The sequence below is a fragment of the Rhizobium deserti genome (assembly GCF_004358025.1).
Taxonomy (GTDB): Bacteria; Pseudomonadota; Alphaproteobacteria; order Rhizobiales; family Rhizobiaceae; genus Neorhizobium; species Neorhizobium deserti.
This window is the reverse complement of record NZ_SMTL01000002.1, coordinates 1,015,712-1,030,827: the sequence shown is the minus strand read 5'-3', so window position 1 is coordinate 1,030,827 and position 15,116 is coordinate 1,015,712. Positions and strand designations below refer to the sequence as shown.

14 protein-coding genes and 1 riboswitch are annotated in these 15,116 nt (G+C 61.8%); of the genes, 7 read left to right on the top strand and 7 right to left on the bottom strand.

Features of this window, described 5'->3' with window-relative positions:
* Nucleotides 1–75: 75 nt before the first annotated feature.
* A complete protein-coding gene (locus E2F50_RS11500) occupies nt 76–282 on the bottom strand; it encodes a hypothetical protein (protein ID WP_133316240.1) in 207 nt (68 codons plus the stop codon).
* Nucleotides 283–502: 220 nt separating this feature from the next.
* Between E2F50_RS11500 and E2F50_RS11495 the strand changes: the two genes are divergently transcribed.
* Both E2F50_RS11495 and ubiA read left to right on the top strand, forming a co-directional pair.
* Nucleotides 503–2,800 carry a Tex family protein gene (locus E2F50_RS11495; protein ID WP_133316239.1) on the top strand — a complete coding sequence of 766 codons (2,298 nt, stop codon included), beginning with the start codon at nt 503–505 and terminating at the stop codon, nt 2,798–2,800.
* Nucleotides 2,801–2,900: 100 nt separating this feature from the next.
* On the top strand, nt 2,901–3,851 hold the full coding sequence (gene ubiA / locus E2F50_RS11490) for a 4-hydroxybenzoate octaprenyltransferase (RefSeq protein ID WP_133316238.1): 951 nt from the start codon (nt 2,901–2,903) through the stop codon (nt 3,849–3,851).
* A gap of 69 nt (nt 3,852–3,920) precedes the next feature.
* On the opposite strand, the gene E2F50_RS11485 is transcribed toward ubiA, so the two are convergent.
* The 5 genes from E2F50_RS11485 to E2F50_RS11465 all read right to left on the bottom strand — a co-directional run bounded on the left by E2F50_RS11485 (nt 3,921) and on the right by E2F50_RS11465 (nt 8,321).
* Nucleotides 3,921–4,487, bottom strand: coding sequence for a DUF6101 family protein (locus E2F50_RS11485; RefSeq protein ID WP_133316237.1), 567 nt, complete (start codon nt 4,485–4,487; stop codon nt 3,921–3,923).
* Nucleotides 4,488–4,871: 384 nt separating this feature from the next.
* Nucleotides 4,872–5,246 (bottom strand): winged helix-turn-helix domain-containing protein, encoded by a 375-nt coding sequence (locus tag E2F50_RS11480; protein ID WP_133316236.1) that lies wholly within the window; start codon nt 5,244–5,246, stop codon nt 4,872–4,874.
* Nucleotides 5,243–6,676, bottom strand: coding sequence for an FAD-binding oxidoreductase (locus E2F50_RS11475; RefSeq protein WP_133316235.1), 1,434 nt, complete (start codon nt 6,674–6,676; stop codon nt 5,243–5,245). Before E2F50_RS11475 ends, E2F50_RS11480 begins: the two co-directional genes overlap by 4 nt.
* Nucleotides 6,677–6,697: 21 nt before the next feature.
* On the bottom strand, nt 6,698–7,675 hold the full coding sequence (locus E2F50_RS11470; protein ID WP_133316234.1) for an L-threonylcarbamoyladenylate synthase: 978 nt from the start codon (nt 7,673–7,675) through the stop codon (nt 6,698–6,700).
* A gap of 31 nt (nt 7,676–7,706) precedes the next feature.
* Nucleotides 7,707–8,321 (bottom strand): DUF6656 family protein, encoded by a 615-nt coding sequence (locus E2F50_RS11465; RefSeq protein ID WP_133316233.1) that lies wholly within the window; start codon nt 8,319–8,321, stop codon nt 7,707–7,709.
* 143 nt (nt 8,322–8,464) lie between these two features.
* Nucleotides 8,465–8,685, top strand: a riboswitch (cobalamin riboswitch).
* 89 nt (nt 8,686–8,774) lie between these two features.
* Between E2F50_RS11465 and E2F50_RS11460 the strand changes: the two genes are divergently transcribed.
* From E2F50_RS11460 to E2F50_RS11450, 3 genes are all read left to right on the top strand, one after another.
* Nucleotides 8,775–10,019: an aromatic ring-hydroxylating oxygenase subunit alpha gene (locus E2F50_RS11460; protein WP_133316232.1), complete on the top strand. Its 1,245-nt coding sequence runs from the start codon at nt 8,775–8,777 to the stop codon at nt 10,017–10,019.
* An 85-nt stretch (nt 10,020–10,104) separates the two neighbouring features.
* Complete coding sequence (locus tag E2F50_RS11455) at nt 10,105–10,533, top strand: BA14K family protein (RefSeq protein ID WP_133316231.1); 429 nt, start codon at nt 10,105–10,107, stop codon at nt 10,531–10,533.
* Nucleotides 10,534–10,693: 160 nt separating this feature from the next.
* The gene (locus E2F50_RS11450) at nt 10,694–11,158 is read left to right on the top strand and encodes a BA14K family protein (protein ID WP_133316230.1); all 465 of its coding nucleotides are present in this window, start codon (nt 10,694–10,696) and stop codon (nt 11,156–11,158) included.
* A gap of 53 nt (nt 11,159–11,211) precedes the next feature.
* Here E2F50_RS11450 and E2F50_RS11445 read toward each other — a convergent pair whose 3' ends face one another.
* On the bottom strand, nt 11,212–12,228 hold the full coding sequence (locus E2F50_RS11445) for a transporter (RefSeq protein ID WP_133316229.1): 1,017 nt from the start codon (nt 12,226–12,228) through the stop codon (nt 11,212–11,214).
* Nucleotides 12,229–12,501: 273 nt separating this feature from the next.
* On the opposite strand from E2F50_RS11445, the gene E2F50_RS11440 reads away from it, so the two are divergent.
* Together E2F50_RS11440 and E2F50_RS11435 are read left to right on the top strand one after the other, a co-directional pair.
* Nucleotides 12,502–14,292, top strand: a complete 1,791-nt coding sequence (locus E2F50_RS11440) for an acyl-CoA dehydrogenase family protein (protein ID WP_133316228.1) — start codon at nt 12,502–12,504, stop codon at nt 14,290–14,292.
* 11 nt (nt 14,293–14,303) lie between these two features.
* Nucleotides 14,304–15,062: a crotonase/enoyl-CoA hydratase family protein gene (locus E2F50_RS11435; RefSeq protein WP_281029199.1), complete on the top strand. Its 759-nt coding sequence runs from the start codon at nt 14,304–14,306 to the stop codon at nt 15,060–15,062.
* Nucleotides 15,063–15,116: the final 54 nt, after the last annotated feature.

Here is a 15,116-nt window from a genome sequence, read left to right as displayed (position 1 = left end):
AAGGCCCGCGCCCTTCTTACCCCTCGCTTAAGGTGATCCGGGTGCCGCACTTCAACAAGCCGGCCCGCGGGTTCATCAAACGCCCTCAGTCGCCTTCGCGGCGCGGCGCAATTTCAAAGTCGTCTCAAATATAACTTTATTACGGTAGGATAAAAAAGGCACTGGTTCGTTTCTGAATTCGGCCTCCTGCAGCTTTCGGCTGAGATAGAAAATTGCAGCTTCCAGCTCCTCGGAGCCGACTGCATCGTCTGCAGCCAGCACCTGGGCGATCTTCTTAGGCATTCATACCTCCATGCTGCCGTGTCATTCGGCACCGGGATTATAGGTGGGGCATCAAATCCGAGAAGCTGTCACGTCTTTATCCACTGCTCTGGGGTTAACAACCGCCTTAGGAGATCCTGAAACGAAACATGCCAAGCCCAGCTTGTGGAACCGGGCGGCACGCTGTTGCCTTGCCGCAAAGTTTGACTATGGTCGCGCCTCCGATTTGAACGAGGACATGATGGCCGCCGATATCCGCTTCCTTGCCGCCGCAATCGCTGCCGAGATCAACGCCCGCCCGGAGCAGGCTGCGGCTGCCATCGGGCTGATCGACGAGGGTGCGACCGTGCCCTTCATCGCCCGCTACCGCAAGGAAGTGACAGGCGGGCTCGATGATACGCAGCTGCGCAATCTGTCGGAGCGGCTCGTTTATCTGCGCGAACTGGAGGCGCGGCGTTCTTCCATCGTCGACTCCATCCAAGGCCAGGGGAGGATGACCGACGAGCTGGCTGCCAGAATCCGCAAGGCGACCACCAAGGCCGAACTGGAAGACCTTTATCTGCCGTACAAGCCGAAACGCCGCACCCGTGCAGAAATCGCCCGGGAACGGGGCCTTGGTCCGCTCGCCGAAGCGATTTGGGCGGATCGCGCAGCCGATCCCGCCAAGCTTGCGCAGGCCTACGTCACCGGCGACGTTACCGACATCAAGACAGCGCTGGACGGCGCCCGCGATATCGTCGCCGAAACCATTTCCGAAAATGCCGACCTGCTCGGCAAGCTGCGCCAGCATATGAGAAACGGGGCTGTGCTGAAGGCCAAGGTCGTCGATGGCAAACAGGAGGCCGGCGCCAAGTTCTCCGATTATTTCGACCACTCCGAACGCTGGGCAAAGGTAGCCGGTCATCGGGCACTGGCCATGCTGCGCGGCTGGAACGAGGAATTCCTGACGCTCAACATCGAGGTCGATCAGGATGACCCGTCACCGATCAAGCCGGCCCAGCGGATCATTGCTGCCGCCTTTGAGATCAGGGATCGCGGCGCCGCCGATCGCTGGCTGATGGAAGCGGCCGGCTGGACCTGGCGCGTCAAGCTGTCCGTGTCGCTGTCGCTGGATCTGATGCGCGAACTGCGCGAGCGGGCCGAGGAAGAAGCGATCCACGTTTTCGCCCGCAACCTCAAGGATCTGCTGCTCGCCGCACCTGCGGGATCGCGCACCACCATGGGCCTCGACCCCGGTATCCGCACCGGCGTCAAGGTCGCAGTGGTCGATGGTACGGGCAAGCTTCTGGAAACCTCGACCGTTTATCCGTTCCAGCCCAGGAACGATATCCATGGCAGCCAGACCGAACTTGCATCGCTGGTGCGCAAACACAATGTCGAGCTGATCGCCATCGGCAATGGCACCGGCAGCCGCGAAACGGAGAAGCTGGTGGCCGACATGCTGGCCAACTTGCCGGGGCAGAAGCCCACCAAAGTCATCGTTTCCGAAGCCGGAGCCTCGGTCTATTCCGCTTCCGAAGCTGCGGCTCAAGAATTCCCCGGTCTCGACGTGTCGCTCCGTGGTGCCGTTTCGATTGCCCGGCGCCTTCAGGATCCTCTGGCGGAACTGGTGAAGATCGAGCCGAAGTCGATCGGCGTCGGCCAGTACCAGCATGACGTCGATCAGAACAAGCTGTCCCGCTCACTGGACGCGGTAGTGGAGGATGCCGTGAATGCTGTCGGCGTTGACCTCAACATGGCCTCCGCTCCGCTGCTCGCGCGGGTTTCCGGCCTGAGCCGCTCGATTGCCGAAGCCATTGTGACCCATCGCGACCAGAACGGCCCGTTCCAGAGCCGCAAGGAGCTCTTGAAGGTGGCGCGTCTCGGCAACCGCACCTTCGAACAGGCAGCCGGCTTCCTGAGGATTCCAAACGGCAAGGAGCCTCTCGATGCATCCGCCGTTCACCCGGAAGCCTATGGGATCGCCAAGAAGATCGTGGCCGCATGCGGGCGCGACCTGCGTTCGTTGATGGGCGACAGTGCCGCCTTGAAGGCGCTCGACCCGCGCCAGTTCATCGACGAGCATTTCGGTCTGCCGACGGTGAAGGATATCATTTCCGAACTCGAAAAGCCGGGCCGCGACCCGCGCCCGAGCTTCAAGACCGCGACTTTCGCGGAAGGCATCGACGAGATCAGCGATTTGAAGCCGGGAATGATGCTCGAAGGCACGGTGACCAATGTGGCTGCCTTCGGCGCCTTTGTGGACATCGGCGTCCACCAGGATGGGCTTGTGCATGTGTCGCAACTGGCCGACCGCTTCATCAAGGATTCGCATGAAGTGGTGAAAGCGGGCGACGTGGTGAAGGTTCGGGTCGTCGAAGTTGACGTCAAGCGCAAGCGCATCGCGCTGACCATGCGCAAGGACGGCGGTGAGGCCGCCCCGGTTTCGCGGACAGCCGATCGTGGCAAGCCGGTTAACCCGAAGTTCGCCAACACGGACAAGAGCTCATCGCAGGGCGCTTTTGGTGCAGCCTTCGCGGAAGCGCTCAAGAAGAAATAGGATCCCCTCGAAAGGGGCTCTGCTTCTAGGGCACGAGGCCAAGCCGGCCGCGCGTAGCGGCCTGCTTGACCGTCCGCTTTGGCCAAGGCTAGAACCGGCTATGACCCAAGCCGATCATTTCAGCGGCCGGGTGGCCGACGCGCCATCCAGCAATTTCGTTTACCGCCTGCTGCCGCGGGGCGCCTGGCCCTACGCGCAGCTTGCCCGGTGGGACCGGCCGATCGGCTGGCAGCTGCTGATGTGGCCGTGCTTCTGGTCGGCGGCGCTTGCCGCAAATGCAGCCGACGACATAGGGCTGTTCTCGCCGAAACTCTTCCTGTTTCACCTTTTCCTGTTTTTCATAGGATCGGTCGCCATGCGAGGCGCCGGCTGCACCTATAACGATCTGGTGGACCACGAGATCGACATGGAAGTGGCCCGCACTCGCTCGCGACCCTTACCCTCCGGCCGCGTGTCCCGCTTCGGGGCAAAGGTCTTCCTCGTCGCGCAGGCGCTGATCGGCTTTCTCGTGCTGATCCAGCTCAATCCCTTCGCGATCTTCCTTGGCATCCTGTCGCTTGCCACCGTCGCCATCTATCCCTTCGCCAAAAAGTTCACGGATTGGCCGCAGTTTTTTCTGGGCCTGGCCTTTTCCTGGGGCGCGCTGATGGGCTGGGCGGCTACCTTCGGCAGCCTGTCGTGGCCGGCGATCTGGCTATATGCCGCAGCGATTGTATGGACGATCGGCTATGACACGATCTACGCGCATCAGGACAAGGAGGATGACGAACTGATCGGCGTCCGCTCCACGGCTCGCCTGTTCGGCGACAACACAAAGCCTTGGCTGGCCGGCCTTTACGGTTTGGCGCTGCTTTTTCTGCTCTTTGCTTTTGCAGGCGCCGGCGTCGACCTGCTTGCCTATCTGGGTCTGCTTCTGGCGGCCGTGATGTTCGCCTGGCAGATCTTTATCCTCGATATTTCCAATGGCGACCAGTGCCTCAGGCTCTTCAAGTTCAATAGCCGCGTCGGTGCCATCCTGTTCATAGGCCTCGTCTTGTCCCTGGTGATCTAACGAAAGAAGCCCGGCCTTTGCGGTCGGGCTTCTTCTTCATCGCGCGCTGTTTCGGACCAAGGGACAAGCCTAGCGGCGCGCAATGATCTCCTTGCCCTCGATCTTCATCATCACGCCAAGGCTGCCGGTGGTACGGCGGACCAGGAAGCGCGGGCGGCGGGCGGCAAAATAGGAGTGGCGGCGGCGCGGCTTGGCGGCATGGGCGCGGATGCTGCCGACATGGTTTTCCAACGGACGGGCAATGCCGTCAGCCTCAACCATCAGCATGGGAATGCGGAAGGCGTCGGACCAGCTGCGCCAGTCCGCGGCAATATCGCAAAGGTCATGAGCGACAAGCAGTGGAATGCACAGTTCGGGATCGTCGTGATGCAGCTCGAGCGTGACGGTCACTTCCCCGTCGCCATGATCGATGGCGCGGGCGGCAACACCCTTGAAGGCACGCGCCGGCAGGGCGAAAGACATCGGCAGGCCGCTGCCGGGCAGGATCTTACGCATGACTGCGCCGCGATCGTCGAGGGTGATGGTGACATCTCCTGATGTCTCTTGCAGCCGGTAAGTGACCTGCTGCGGGAAACGAGACGGATCGATCCTCAGTGTCGACCCTGCCCAAACGGGCTTCAGAACGGTTTTGCTCATCGTGTATGCTACCCTTGTTTTACCTGAGAGCCTCTTCCGGTTTTCCGGTCGGTGTTCTCTGCGGGACTTTTGTCCTCTGATAGCCAAAGCATAGGGCGCGCCCCTTCGAGACTACTTAAAAATCGCGGTTAAGGAAGGTTTGCCGAAGGGAATGGTTAGCGAAACAGCACGTTCCACGGTTTCCGAAGCGTGAATCCGGCAATTCTGTTCAAAGCCTGAACAGTCCTGTTCCGACGCGGGAAGGGAGACCTGAATCCTGTCGCGCGGGCTGAGCGAAGAAGAGACAGGTGTTCCGAAATGCGCCAGCAAGGGCGAGGCATTCTCGACCACCTACGCGGGCCCCGTTAGGCCGGCCGGTGTGGCCGCGAACCTGCAATCGTGTCTTTAATCTTTCTTTTCGCCCGGGTGAAAATCCGGGTCCGTATGAACGGCCAGCCAGTCCAGGTCGGCCTGCGTCGCATCGCGGACCATCTGGTTCATCCGCCGGTAGCGGGAAAGCAGTTCCTGGCCGAACTCCGTCAGTCCGGCTCCGCCGCCGCTCTTGCCGCCGTGACGCGTGAAAATCGACGGCTGGCGGAACATCCGGTTGATCTCGTCGCCCAGCAGCCAGGCACGCCGGTAGGACATGCCGATCGATGCACCTGCGGCCCGGATGGAGCCGTGCTCCTCGATGAGGGCCAGAAGTTGCGCCTTGCCAGGGCCCAGTCGCACGCCGTTTTCGAGATCGATGCGGATCGTCGTTTCCGGCCGGCTGGTCATGGAAGCGTCACGACCTTGCCCGGGTTCATGATGCCGGCCGGATCGAAGGCGCGCTTGATGCGGTACATCAGCTCCATCTCGATCGGCGAGCGGATATGCGCCAGCTCGTCCCGTTTCAGCTGACCGATGCCGTGTTCGGCCGAAATCGATCCGCCGGCCGAAAGCACTACGCCGTGAACGATCTCGTTGACCTCGCGCCAGCGGCCGATGAAGGCTGCCTTGTCGGCACCGATCGGCTGGGAAATGTTATAATGGATATTACCGTCGCCCAGATGTCCGAAGGCACAGATGCGCGCGCCCGGCACGGCCTTCAGCACCGCATCTCCGGCTTCCGCCATGAAGGCGGGGATCTTCGAGACCGGCACCGAAACGTCATGCTTGATCGAGCCGCCCTCCGGCTTTTGCGCATCAGAAAGGCTTTCGCGCATATGCCAGAGCGCCTTTTGCTGCGCGACCGAAGAAGCGATGACGGCGTCGCGCACCAGTTCCGCCTCGACGCCCTGTTCCAGCAGCGACTGGATCATGATCTCAGCCGTTTCGGCCGTGTCGGATGTGGAGATGTCGATCAACACATACCAGGGATGCGGCTCGGAAAGCGGGTCCCGCACGCCGTCGATATGGCGGGTGGTGAATTCCACCCCGATGCGCGGCATCAGCTCGAACCCGGTGAGGGCCGGGCCGCAAAGGTTGGACGCGCGTTCGAAAAGCCGTAACGCATCTTCGGGCGAACCAATCCCTGCCAAGGCGACCTGGTGTCCCGCCGGCTGCGGGTAAAGCTTCAGGACTGCGCCGGTAATGATGCCGAGCGTGCCTTCGGCACCGATGAAAAGGTCGCGCAGGTCGTAGCCCGTATTGTCCTTCTTGAGGCGCCTTAGGCCGTCCCAGATCTCGCCGGTCGGCAGCACGACTTCCAGGCCGAGGCAGAGCTGGCGCATATTGCCATAGGCAAGCACGGCAGTTCCGCCGGCATTGGTGGATAGGTTGCCGCCGATGCGGCATGAGCCTTCCGAGCCGAGCGACAGCGGAAAAAGACGTCCCACGGCTTCCGCGGCTTGTTGCACGTCGGCAAGAATGGCCCCGCCATCGGCCACCAGAACATTGGCGACGGGATCGACATCGCGAATGCGGTTCATGCGCTCGAGCGAAAGGATGACGTCATTGCCGCCTTCACGCGGCGTCTGGCCGCCGACCAGCCCGGTATTGCCCGTCTGCGGCACGATGGCCGTGCCGGTTTCGCTGGCCAGTGCCAGTATGGCCGAAACTTCCTGCGTCGATCCCGGCTTCAGCAGCAGGGGAGAGGCGCCGCGGTAAAGGCCGCGCCCTTCCACAAGCCGTGGCGCCAGTTCCGCTGCGTCGCGTATGGCATGGCTGTCACCGACAATGGCCGCAAAGCGCGCAAGAAGTTCCGGCTTTAGTGCGGATAGATCCATGCGTTTTACCTCCCTTTCGGCTTATTCCCGCGGAGCTGCAGCGCGAGTCAGCCTGTCATTGATTGCCTCGCCGAGGTCGGTTTGCGGAACAGACGCCACTGCGATTCGGGCAGCACCGGTGGCATCCGCCCGCTTCAGGTAATCAAACAGATTTGCGGCTGCTTCCGCAAGATCGCCGGTCGGGCTGAGGTCGAAAACGGCGACTGCGTGTTCCGCGCCCTTGATCGGCGCTGCGCCAAAGGTAATCAGCGCTTCGCCGGCTTCAACCTCTGTCGCATTCAGCCGCACGGCGGCGCCCGGTGCGTAGTGGGAGGCTAGCATGCCGGGTGCCTCGATGATCGCGGTTGGCCCTTGCGGCCGGATCACCGGCTGCCCAGTCGCCGCCTCGATAGCTTCGGCCGAGATCCCGCCCGGCCTTAAAAGCCTGATCTGCCCGTCCTCGACACGAAGAATGGTGGATTCGACGCCGACGGGTGCAGCACCGTTATCGAGGATCAGTGTTAGCTTCTCGCCCAGGTCCTCCACCACATGACGGGCGCTTGTCGGGCTGACCTTACCGGATGTATTCGCGCTCGGCGCGGCAAGCGGCCGGTCGAACTGGCGGATGAGCTCGGATGCAAAGCCGGCCGGTACCCGCACGCCCACCGTGTCGAGGCCGGCGGTTGCCAGCGGATGAATGCCGCTGTCGGGCTTCAGCGGCAGGATTAGGGTCAGCGGCCCTGGCCAGAACGTCTCCGCCAGGCGGCGCGACAGGGCGTCGAAGCTGGCATAACGTTCCGCCATGGCCAAGTCCGCCATGTGGCAGATCAGCGGATTGAAGCGCGGCCGGCCCTTGGTCTCGTAGATCCTGGCGATGGCGGCCGGATTTGTGGCGTCGGCGGCAAGCCCGTAGACAGTCTCGGTCGGCAAGGCGACCGGAAAGCCATCGGAAAGCACTGCCTCGGCTTGCTTGAGCGCGGCTTCCGGTTCGCGTCGGATATCGATGATTGTTGCCGTCATATCCGCGTCAATACCGCGGACTTCCGTTGCTTCAAAGCTTTTTGATGATGTCGCGCGCAGTGTGGTCGGGGGCGCCGAGCATGAGCACGTTCTTCATCGCTTCCTTGGGATCGCGGGTCTTGAACAGCAGGCCATTGCCGCGCACCGTGCGGTTGATCTGGATGTCCTTGCCTGGCTCGCCTTTGATGGCCACCGCAAAATACATGCGGGAATATTGCGCATTGATCCGCTCGAAGAAGATCTCGCCATCGCCGATCTCGGAAAAGAAGTTGGCAATGTAGAAGGACCAACTGACCCGCGATTCGGGCGTGAAGAAGGTGCTGGCCGCCGTGACGTGGCAATAGCCGAGATGCGGGCTTCCGTCGAGCGTCCGGTGAAAGAGGATCTTCGGGAACTGGATCGTGCGATGGAAGCCGTTGATCCTGCCATGGGTGACGTCGCCGGCGGCTTCGAGCTTCTGCCCGGTGCGCCTCGCCACTTCGTCATAGCTCATGTAAAGGCGTTCGGCGGGCATCCAGATCGGGTTAGGTCTGGAAATCTTGCCGGTGCGCAGAAATTCGGAATGCGCGACCTGCTTGTTGGTCGGCGCAACCGGCGGCTTCTGGCCGCGAGCTTCGTAGTAGCGGAGCTTACCTGTCGTCTGCATCGGCCGGTCCTTTTGATAGGACGATTCTAGACGCGAGCCTTTAACAGTCGGTTTCCTCGTCCAGTCAAAATCGCACCACTACCGTCGTCAATGCAGTTGCCGATGTCGCAATGTTGCCTATGCGACAAGCTCGGGCGATGTTTATATCCGCGAAAGCTCAAGGTGCCGCCTCGCTAGGGAAGGCGGAGAATTGGGAAGCCGGCAGGCTCTGGCCGATCCGGCGCTGCCCCCGCAACGGTGGTGGAGTACAAAGCATGGCGGAAAGCCACTGGGCAAGAGCCGCAAAGGCCGCCCGGGAAGGTGCCATGCAGTCCTTTCGGGACGGCTCCTTAGCCCGGAAACCAGCCTTGAGCCGATGAAGGACCGATCGCGGCGGGCGTTCGGGGCAGGAGCTGACGGCTGGCGCCGAACCCATCTCCATGTCCTCCCGCACAATGTTGACGAGGAAGGCATATGGATATTCATAATCAGGTCCTGCGGCAATTGAAGAACCGCCGCGAAGGTTTCAGCCTCGAACAACCCTTTTACATCGACCCGGACTATTACAAGCTCGATCTGGAAATGATCTGGTATCGCGACTGGCTGTTCATCGGCCACGACTGCGAAGTGGCAAAGCCCGGCAATTATTTTACGCTTCAGATCGGTGACTACCCCGTCCTCGTGATCCGCGGTCGCGACGGTGAAATCCGTGCCTTCCACAATACCTGCCGCCACCGAGGCCACCGCGTCTGCACCAAGGAAAGCGGTTCGGCCGTGCGCCTCGTCTGTCCTTATCACCAGTGGACCTACCAGCATGACGGCTCGCTGATGGCGGCGCGTCACATGGGCGAAAACTTCGATAAGAGCCAGTATGGGCTCAAGAAGGTCCATTGCGAAACCGTCGCTGGCTATATCTTCATCTGCCTCGCCAACGAGGCGCCCGATTTCGCTCCGGTCCGTGCCATGATCGAGCCCTACATGGCGCCGCACCGCCTTTCCGAAGCCAAGGTCGCGCATCAGAACACCATCATCGAGAAGGGCAACTGGAAGCTGGTCTGGGAAAACAACCGGGAATGCTATCACTGCGCCGGCAATCATCCGGAACTCTGCCGCACCTATCCGGAAGCGCCGACCGCAACCGGCGTCCAGGGTGCAGGTGACGATCCGCTGATCGCCGAGCACTGGGCCCGCTGCGAGGGTTCAGGCCTGCCCAGCACTTTCACCATGTCGACCGACGGTCAGTTCCGGGTTGCCCGCATGCCCTTGATCGAAGGCGCGGAAAGCTACACGATGAACGGCCAGCGCGCGGTCCACCGCCCGCTCTCGGACGACGTCACCATTCCACAGATCGGTACCATGCTGCTTTTCCATTATCCGAGCAGCTGGAACCATATGCTCGGCGACCACGCCATCTCGTTTCGCGTCACGCCGCTGGGGCCGGAGGAAACCGCAGTGACCACGAAATGGCTGGTCCACAAGGATGCGGTCGAAGGCGTGGATTACAACCTGGAAGAACTGACCCATGTCTGGGACATGACCAACGACCAGGATCGCCAGATCGTCGAGGAAAACGCCTTCGGCATCCGCTCCCCGGCCTATGAGCCCGGACCCTATTCCGAGGCTCATGAAGGGGGTGTCATGCAGTTCGTCGAATGGTATTCGAACTTCATGATGGGCCGCCTGCAAGGCGAACAAAGCAAGCTGTCCGTCGTCGCCTGAAGGCATCCGGGACTTAAGTCCCGGGGAACTAAGTCATGGCATTTCCTGTTATATGCTAAACTTGTAACAAACAGGAAATGCCCAGATGAATGCCTTCCGTCTTCGCCTGACAACTGCCGCTGTTGCGCTAGCCGTTGCAGTCGGCAGCTTCGTGCCTGCCCAGGCCATGCAATTGCCCGCCGCCCCGCAGCTTTCCGATGCCGCCGCCGTCACGGATGTCCAGGACGTCCAGTACCGCCGTCATTACGATCGCCGCGACCGCCGAGATTGGCACAATGGTCATCGCGGCTATCGTGACCGTCGTCCTGGCTATCGCTATCACAACGGCCTCTGGTTCCCGCTGGCAGCCTTCGGTGCCGGCGCGATCATCGGCGGTGCCGTCGCTTCGGATCGTGGCAGCTACAGCAGCCGGCATGTTGCCTGGTGCGAGAGCCGTTACCGGACCTACCGTGCATCCGACAATAGCTATGTTGCGAGCGGTGGCGTTCGCCGCTCCTGCAATTCGCCTTATTGAGGCATCACGGCGCCTGGCTGATAAGCCGGGCGCCGCATGTTCAGCGTTAATGGTCAGTTCAGGTCGGAAGTCCTAAGCTTTCGGATTGCGGCGATGACCTCACCTGATACGCATCGCCAGGCAAAGGGTGACATTCAACCAGGGGAATGGAGATCTCGAGATGAAGCTTTTCAAGAAGTTTGCCGTCGCCGCGCTATCGGCGACATTTGTGCTTGGGGCACTGGCACCGGCTGAAGCCATGCCGCTGCCCGCCGCGCCGACCGCCCAGCCGGCAAATAGCGACGTCACAACCGTGCAGTACCGTCATTACGGTCGCGGTGGTTATTACGGCCGCGGCGGCTATTATGGTGGCTATCGCGGTCACCGTGGTTATCGGTCAGGCTATCGCCACCACAACGGCTATTGGTATCCGCTGGCGGCCTTCGGCGCCGGCGCTTTGATCGGCGGCGCGATTGCATCGCAGCCGCGTTACGTCGAGCCGGCTCCTGTTTACAGCGGCGGCAGCGGCATCAATCCGCGCCATTATGAATATTGCTCGGCGCGCTACCGGTCCTATGACACCTATTCCAACACCTTCCAGCCCTATAACGGGCCGCGGCAGGTCTGCACGTCGCCCTATTATTGATCGACGTCATCCATTGGAAGCCCGACCGTTGCAAAACGGCCGGGCTTTTGTCGTCAGAAGATGCCGGTGCGCCTCAACAGCCACCAGGCGATCGCGACCGACAGCGCCATGAAGCCGAATGCGAGCAGGGTTCCATGCGCGCCCTCGGCAAAGGGAAGGGCGGAGGTGTTCATCCCGAAAAAGCCGGTGACCAAGGATGGCGGCAGCAGAAAGGCCGTCATGATCGACAATATGTAGAGATGTCGGTTGGTTTCGGACGAAAGCTTGGAATCGATCTCTTCGTGGAGCAGACGGGCACGCTCCTGCAAGGCATACACGTCGTGGTCGACGGCCTCGAGACGGGCGATCAGTCGCCCCGCAACGTCGTCGAAGCCGGGCGGCATCTCGTCGTCATCGGCCGCCGCGGCCCGACGCATTAATGTCAGCACGGTGCGCAAATGCCGGTGCAGCCGCACCACTGTCCGACGTACAGGCGCTAACCTTCGCCGCTCGTCGCGCGGTGCATTGTCGTAGACGAAGTCCTCGATCAGGTTCAATTCTTCGGTGAACTCCATCACCAGGGTGATCATTGTCCGCTGAAACTCCGCCACCAGCGTCTCGAAAACGTCGATCGGCCGCCGGTATCGCGTGCCGTTCTTCTCGACCGCCGACCGCACCCGGTCGATTGACCGGAGCGGCTGCAGCCGCGTGGTGATGATGATGCGGTCCGATACAAAGAAATGCAGCCAGCCGATGTCGCGCGTGTCATTGTCGAAGTCCCGCTGGAAATCGACGAGCGTGCCAAAGGCAAGCTGCTCGTCCAGGGTCACGGCTGCATGCGTTTCATGGGTCGTCAGCGCTGTGATCGCCGCCGGCGTCAGTCCGGGAAGTGATTCCAGAAAGCCAGCCACCCGCATGTCGGCGAGGTTGAGGTGCAGCCACAGGAACCCTTCATCCACATCGAGGTCGCTACGCGCGGCTTCGAGCGGCAAGGCAGTGCAGCGCCGGGCGTTGGAGTGGAAGTGATAGGCCCAGACGAGGCCTGGAACGGCAGGGGTGATGGAAGCAAGGGACGTGGAATCTGGAAGCATGGGTACTCCTTACGCCCGCAATATAACGCCGGTTCAACAGGATCGCTGATCGTATCCGCTCGTTTCCCTCGGCGCCACCACCTTTCGGTTATCGATTTTCCTAGGCCACTGCTTTCTCTTGCCGCCTCCGTTGTGATCTTCCTTGTCGTCACGCTTATCTTCTCGCCGACGGCAGCGCGTCGTCGTTGACAAGCTCATTTACGTTTACGTAAAAAGCATATGGAGAAGGCGCTGTTCGGATCGGATGCGGCGCCAGCGGGGAGGAGCATCACCATGTATCGGGCACCTGTGGAAGAAATCGCCTTCACGCTCAATTATGTCGCGGGTCTTGCTCGTGCGCTTGAGGACAACCGTCTGGGAGACCTCTCCTCTGATCTCGTTGATGCCATCCTGGAAGAGGCGGGGCGGTTTGCCGGCAATGAAATGGCGCCGCTCGGAGAGGTTGGCGACAAGCAGGGTGCGCGGCTGACGGACGGCGAGGTGAAGACGCCCGATGGCTGGCCGGAGCTTTATCGCCATTGGCGCGAAGGTGGCTGGAACGGCCTGACCGCGCCGGAAGAATTCGGCGGCCAGAACCTGCCGCATATGTTGAATGTCGCAGCGCTCGAAATGTGGAATTCGGCCTCCATGGCCTTTGCGCTCGCGCCGACGCTGACGATGGGAGCAATCGAGGCGCTGGTTGCCCACGGCAGCGACAGCCTCAAGGCGACATACCTCGAAAAAATGGTGTCCGGCGAATGGACCGGCACGATGAACCTGACCGAGCCGCATGCCGGTTCGGATCTCGGTGTCCTCAAGGCACGCGCCGAACGGGCCGGGGAGGGCACTTACCGGATCTTCGGCCAGAAAATCTACATCACCTGGGGCGAGCATGACGCCGCCGACAACATCATCCACCTGGTGCTCGCCCGGCTGCCGGACGCGCCGGCCGGCACCCGCGGTATCTCGCTCTTCCTCGTGCCGAAATTCCTGGTCAATGACGACGGCTCGCTCGGGGCCCGCAACGACGTCTTCTGCCATTCCATCGAACACAAGCTTGGCATCCACGGCTCGCCCACCTGCACGATGATCTATGGCGACGGCAAGTTCGGGAACGACAAGGGCGCGATCGGCTGGCTGATCGGCGAGGAAAACAAGGGCCTTGCTTGCATGTTCACGATGATGAACAACGCCCGTCTGGCGGTCGGCATGCAGGGCGTCGCGATCGCCGAAGCAGCCACCCAGAAGGCCGTAAGCTTTGCGCGGGAACGGACCCAAGGCAAGGCGCCGGGCTGGAATGCCGTCGACGGGCAGGCCATGAGCCCGATCATCGAGCATCCGGATATTGCCCGCACGCTGATCACCATGAAGGCGCTGACGCAAGGCTCCCGTGCCATTTGCTACGCCTGCGCCCATGCCATCGACATGTCGCATCATACGCAGGGCGATGAGGCTCGTCACTGGACGGAGCGGGCCGCCTTGCTGACGCCGATCGCCAAGTCCTTTGCGACGGATGCCGGCGTCGATGTCGCCTCGCTGGGTATCCAGGTGCATGGCGGCATGGGCTTTATCGAGGAAACCGGAGCCGCCCGCTACCTGCGCGATGCCCGCATTGCGCCGATCTACGAGGGCACCAACGGCATCCAGGCCATTGACCTTGTGCTGCGCAAGCTGCCGCTCTCTTCGGGCGCGCAGGTGCAGGGTTTTATGGCGGAACTGAAGATCATCGCAGGTGACGTGGCGGCCTCGAACAAGCCGGCCTTTGGGGAAACAGCAGAACGGCTTGGCAGGGCGATCACCGATCTCGAAGACGCGACCCGGTGGCTGCTCGAAGCGCAAGCCAGCGGACGAACCGCGGAAGCGCTAGCCGGCGCGACGCCTTACCAGCGGCTCTTCGGCCTCGTCCTAACAGGCGCCTACTTGGCGAAAGGGGCGCTTGCCGATACCGGCGATGGGCACGCCGATAGGCGCGTAAGCCTCTGCCGCTTCGCAGCCGAAAACATGCTTGCCGAGACCGCTGCCCTTAAAGACCGCGTTATCTGCGGCGCCGCCAGCCTTGAAGCCGCCCGCGCCGTTCTCGGCTGAAGGAGATGCTTGTGACCGAAAACTTTGTTCTCGTCGAGCGGCCAGATGCCTATCCGGGCGTCATGGCCATCCGCTTCAATCGGCCTGAAAAGAAAAACGCCATTACCTCTTCCATGTATCAACGCATGACCGCGGCTCTGGAAGAGGCAAACGGCGATGACGCGGTCCGCTGCGTCGCATTTCTCGGAACCGCGGGCTGCTTCTCGGCCGGCAATGATATGGGCGATTTTCTCGCCTATGCCATGTCGGCATCCAAGGATGCGCCAGCGGCGGCAGTCTTCATCAAGGCGCTGGCGCTTGCCGAAAAGCCGCTCGTCTCAGGCGTCGACGGGTTGGCGATCGGGATCGGCACGACGTTGAACCTGCATTGCGACATGACGATTGCTTCTGGCCGCAGCCTGTTCAAGACGCCGTTCGTCGATCTGGCGCTGGTGCCCGAGGCTGCCGCAAGCCTTCTGGCACCAAGGATCATGGGCCATCAACGCGCCTTCGCCATGCTGGTGGCCGGAGAGGGCTTTTCCGCTCAGGCTGCACTCGACGCCGGGCTGATCTGGAAGCTTGTCGAGCCGCAGGAGGTGGAAGTGCAAACACTGGCGTTGGCCGCCAGCCTAGCTGCCAAGCCGCCGCAGGCGCTGAGGATCGCCCGGGACCTAGTGCGGGGCACCCGAGATGAAGTGCTTGCGCGCATGGACGAGGAACTGGTGCATTTTTCGGCGCAGCTGCGGAGCGCCGAAGCGCGGGCTGCCTTCGAGGCCTTCATGCGCCGTTAACGCTGCCGGCCGGGAAGCTGCGGGAGCGTCTTCTTTCAGGGTCAGCAAGCCACT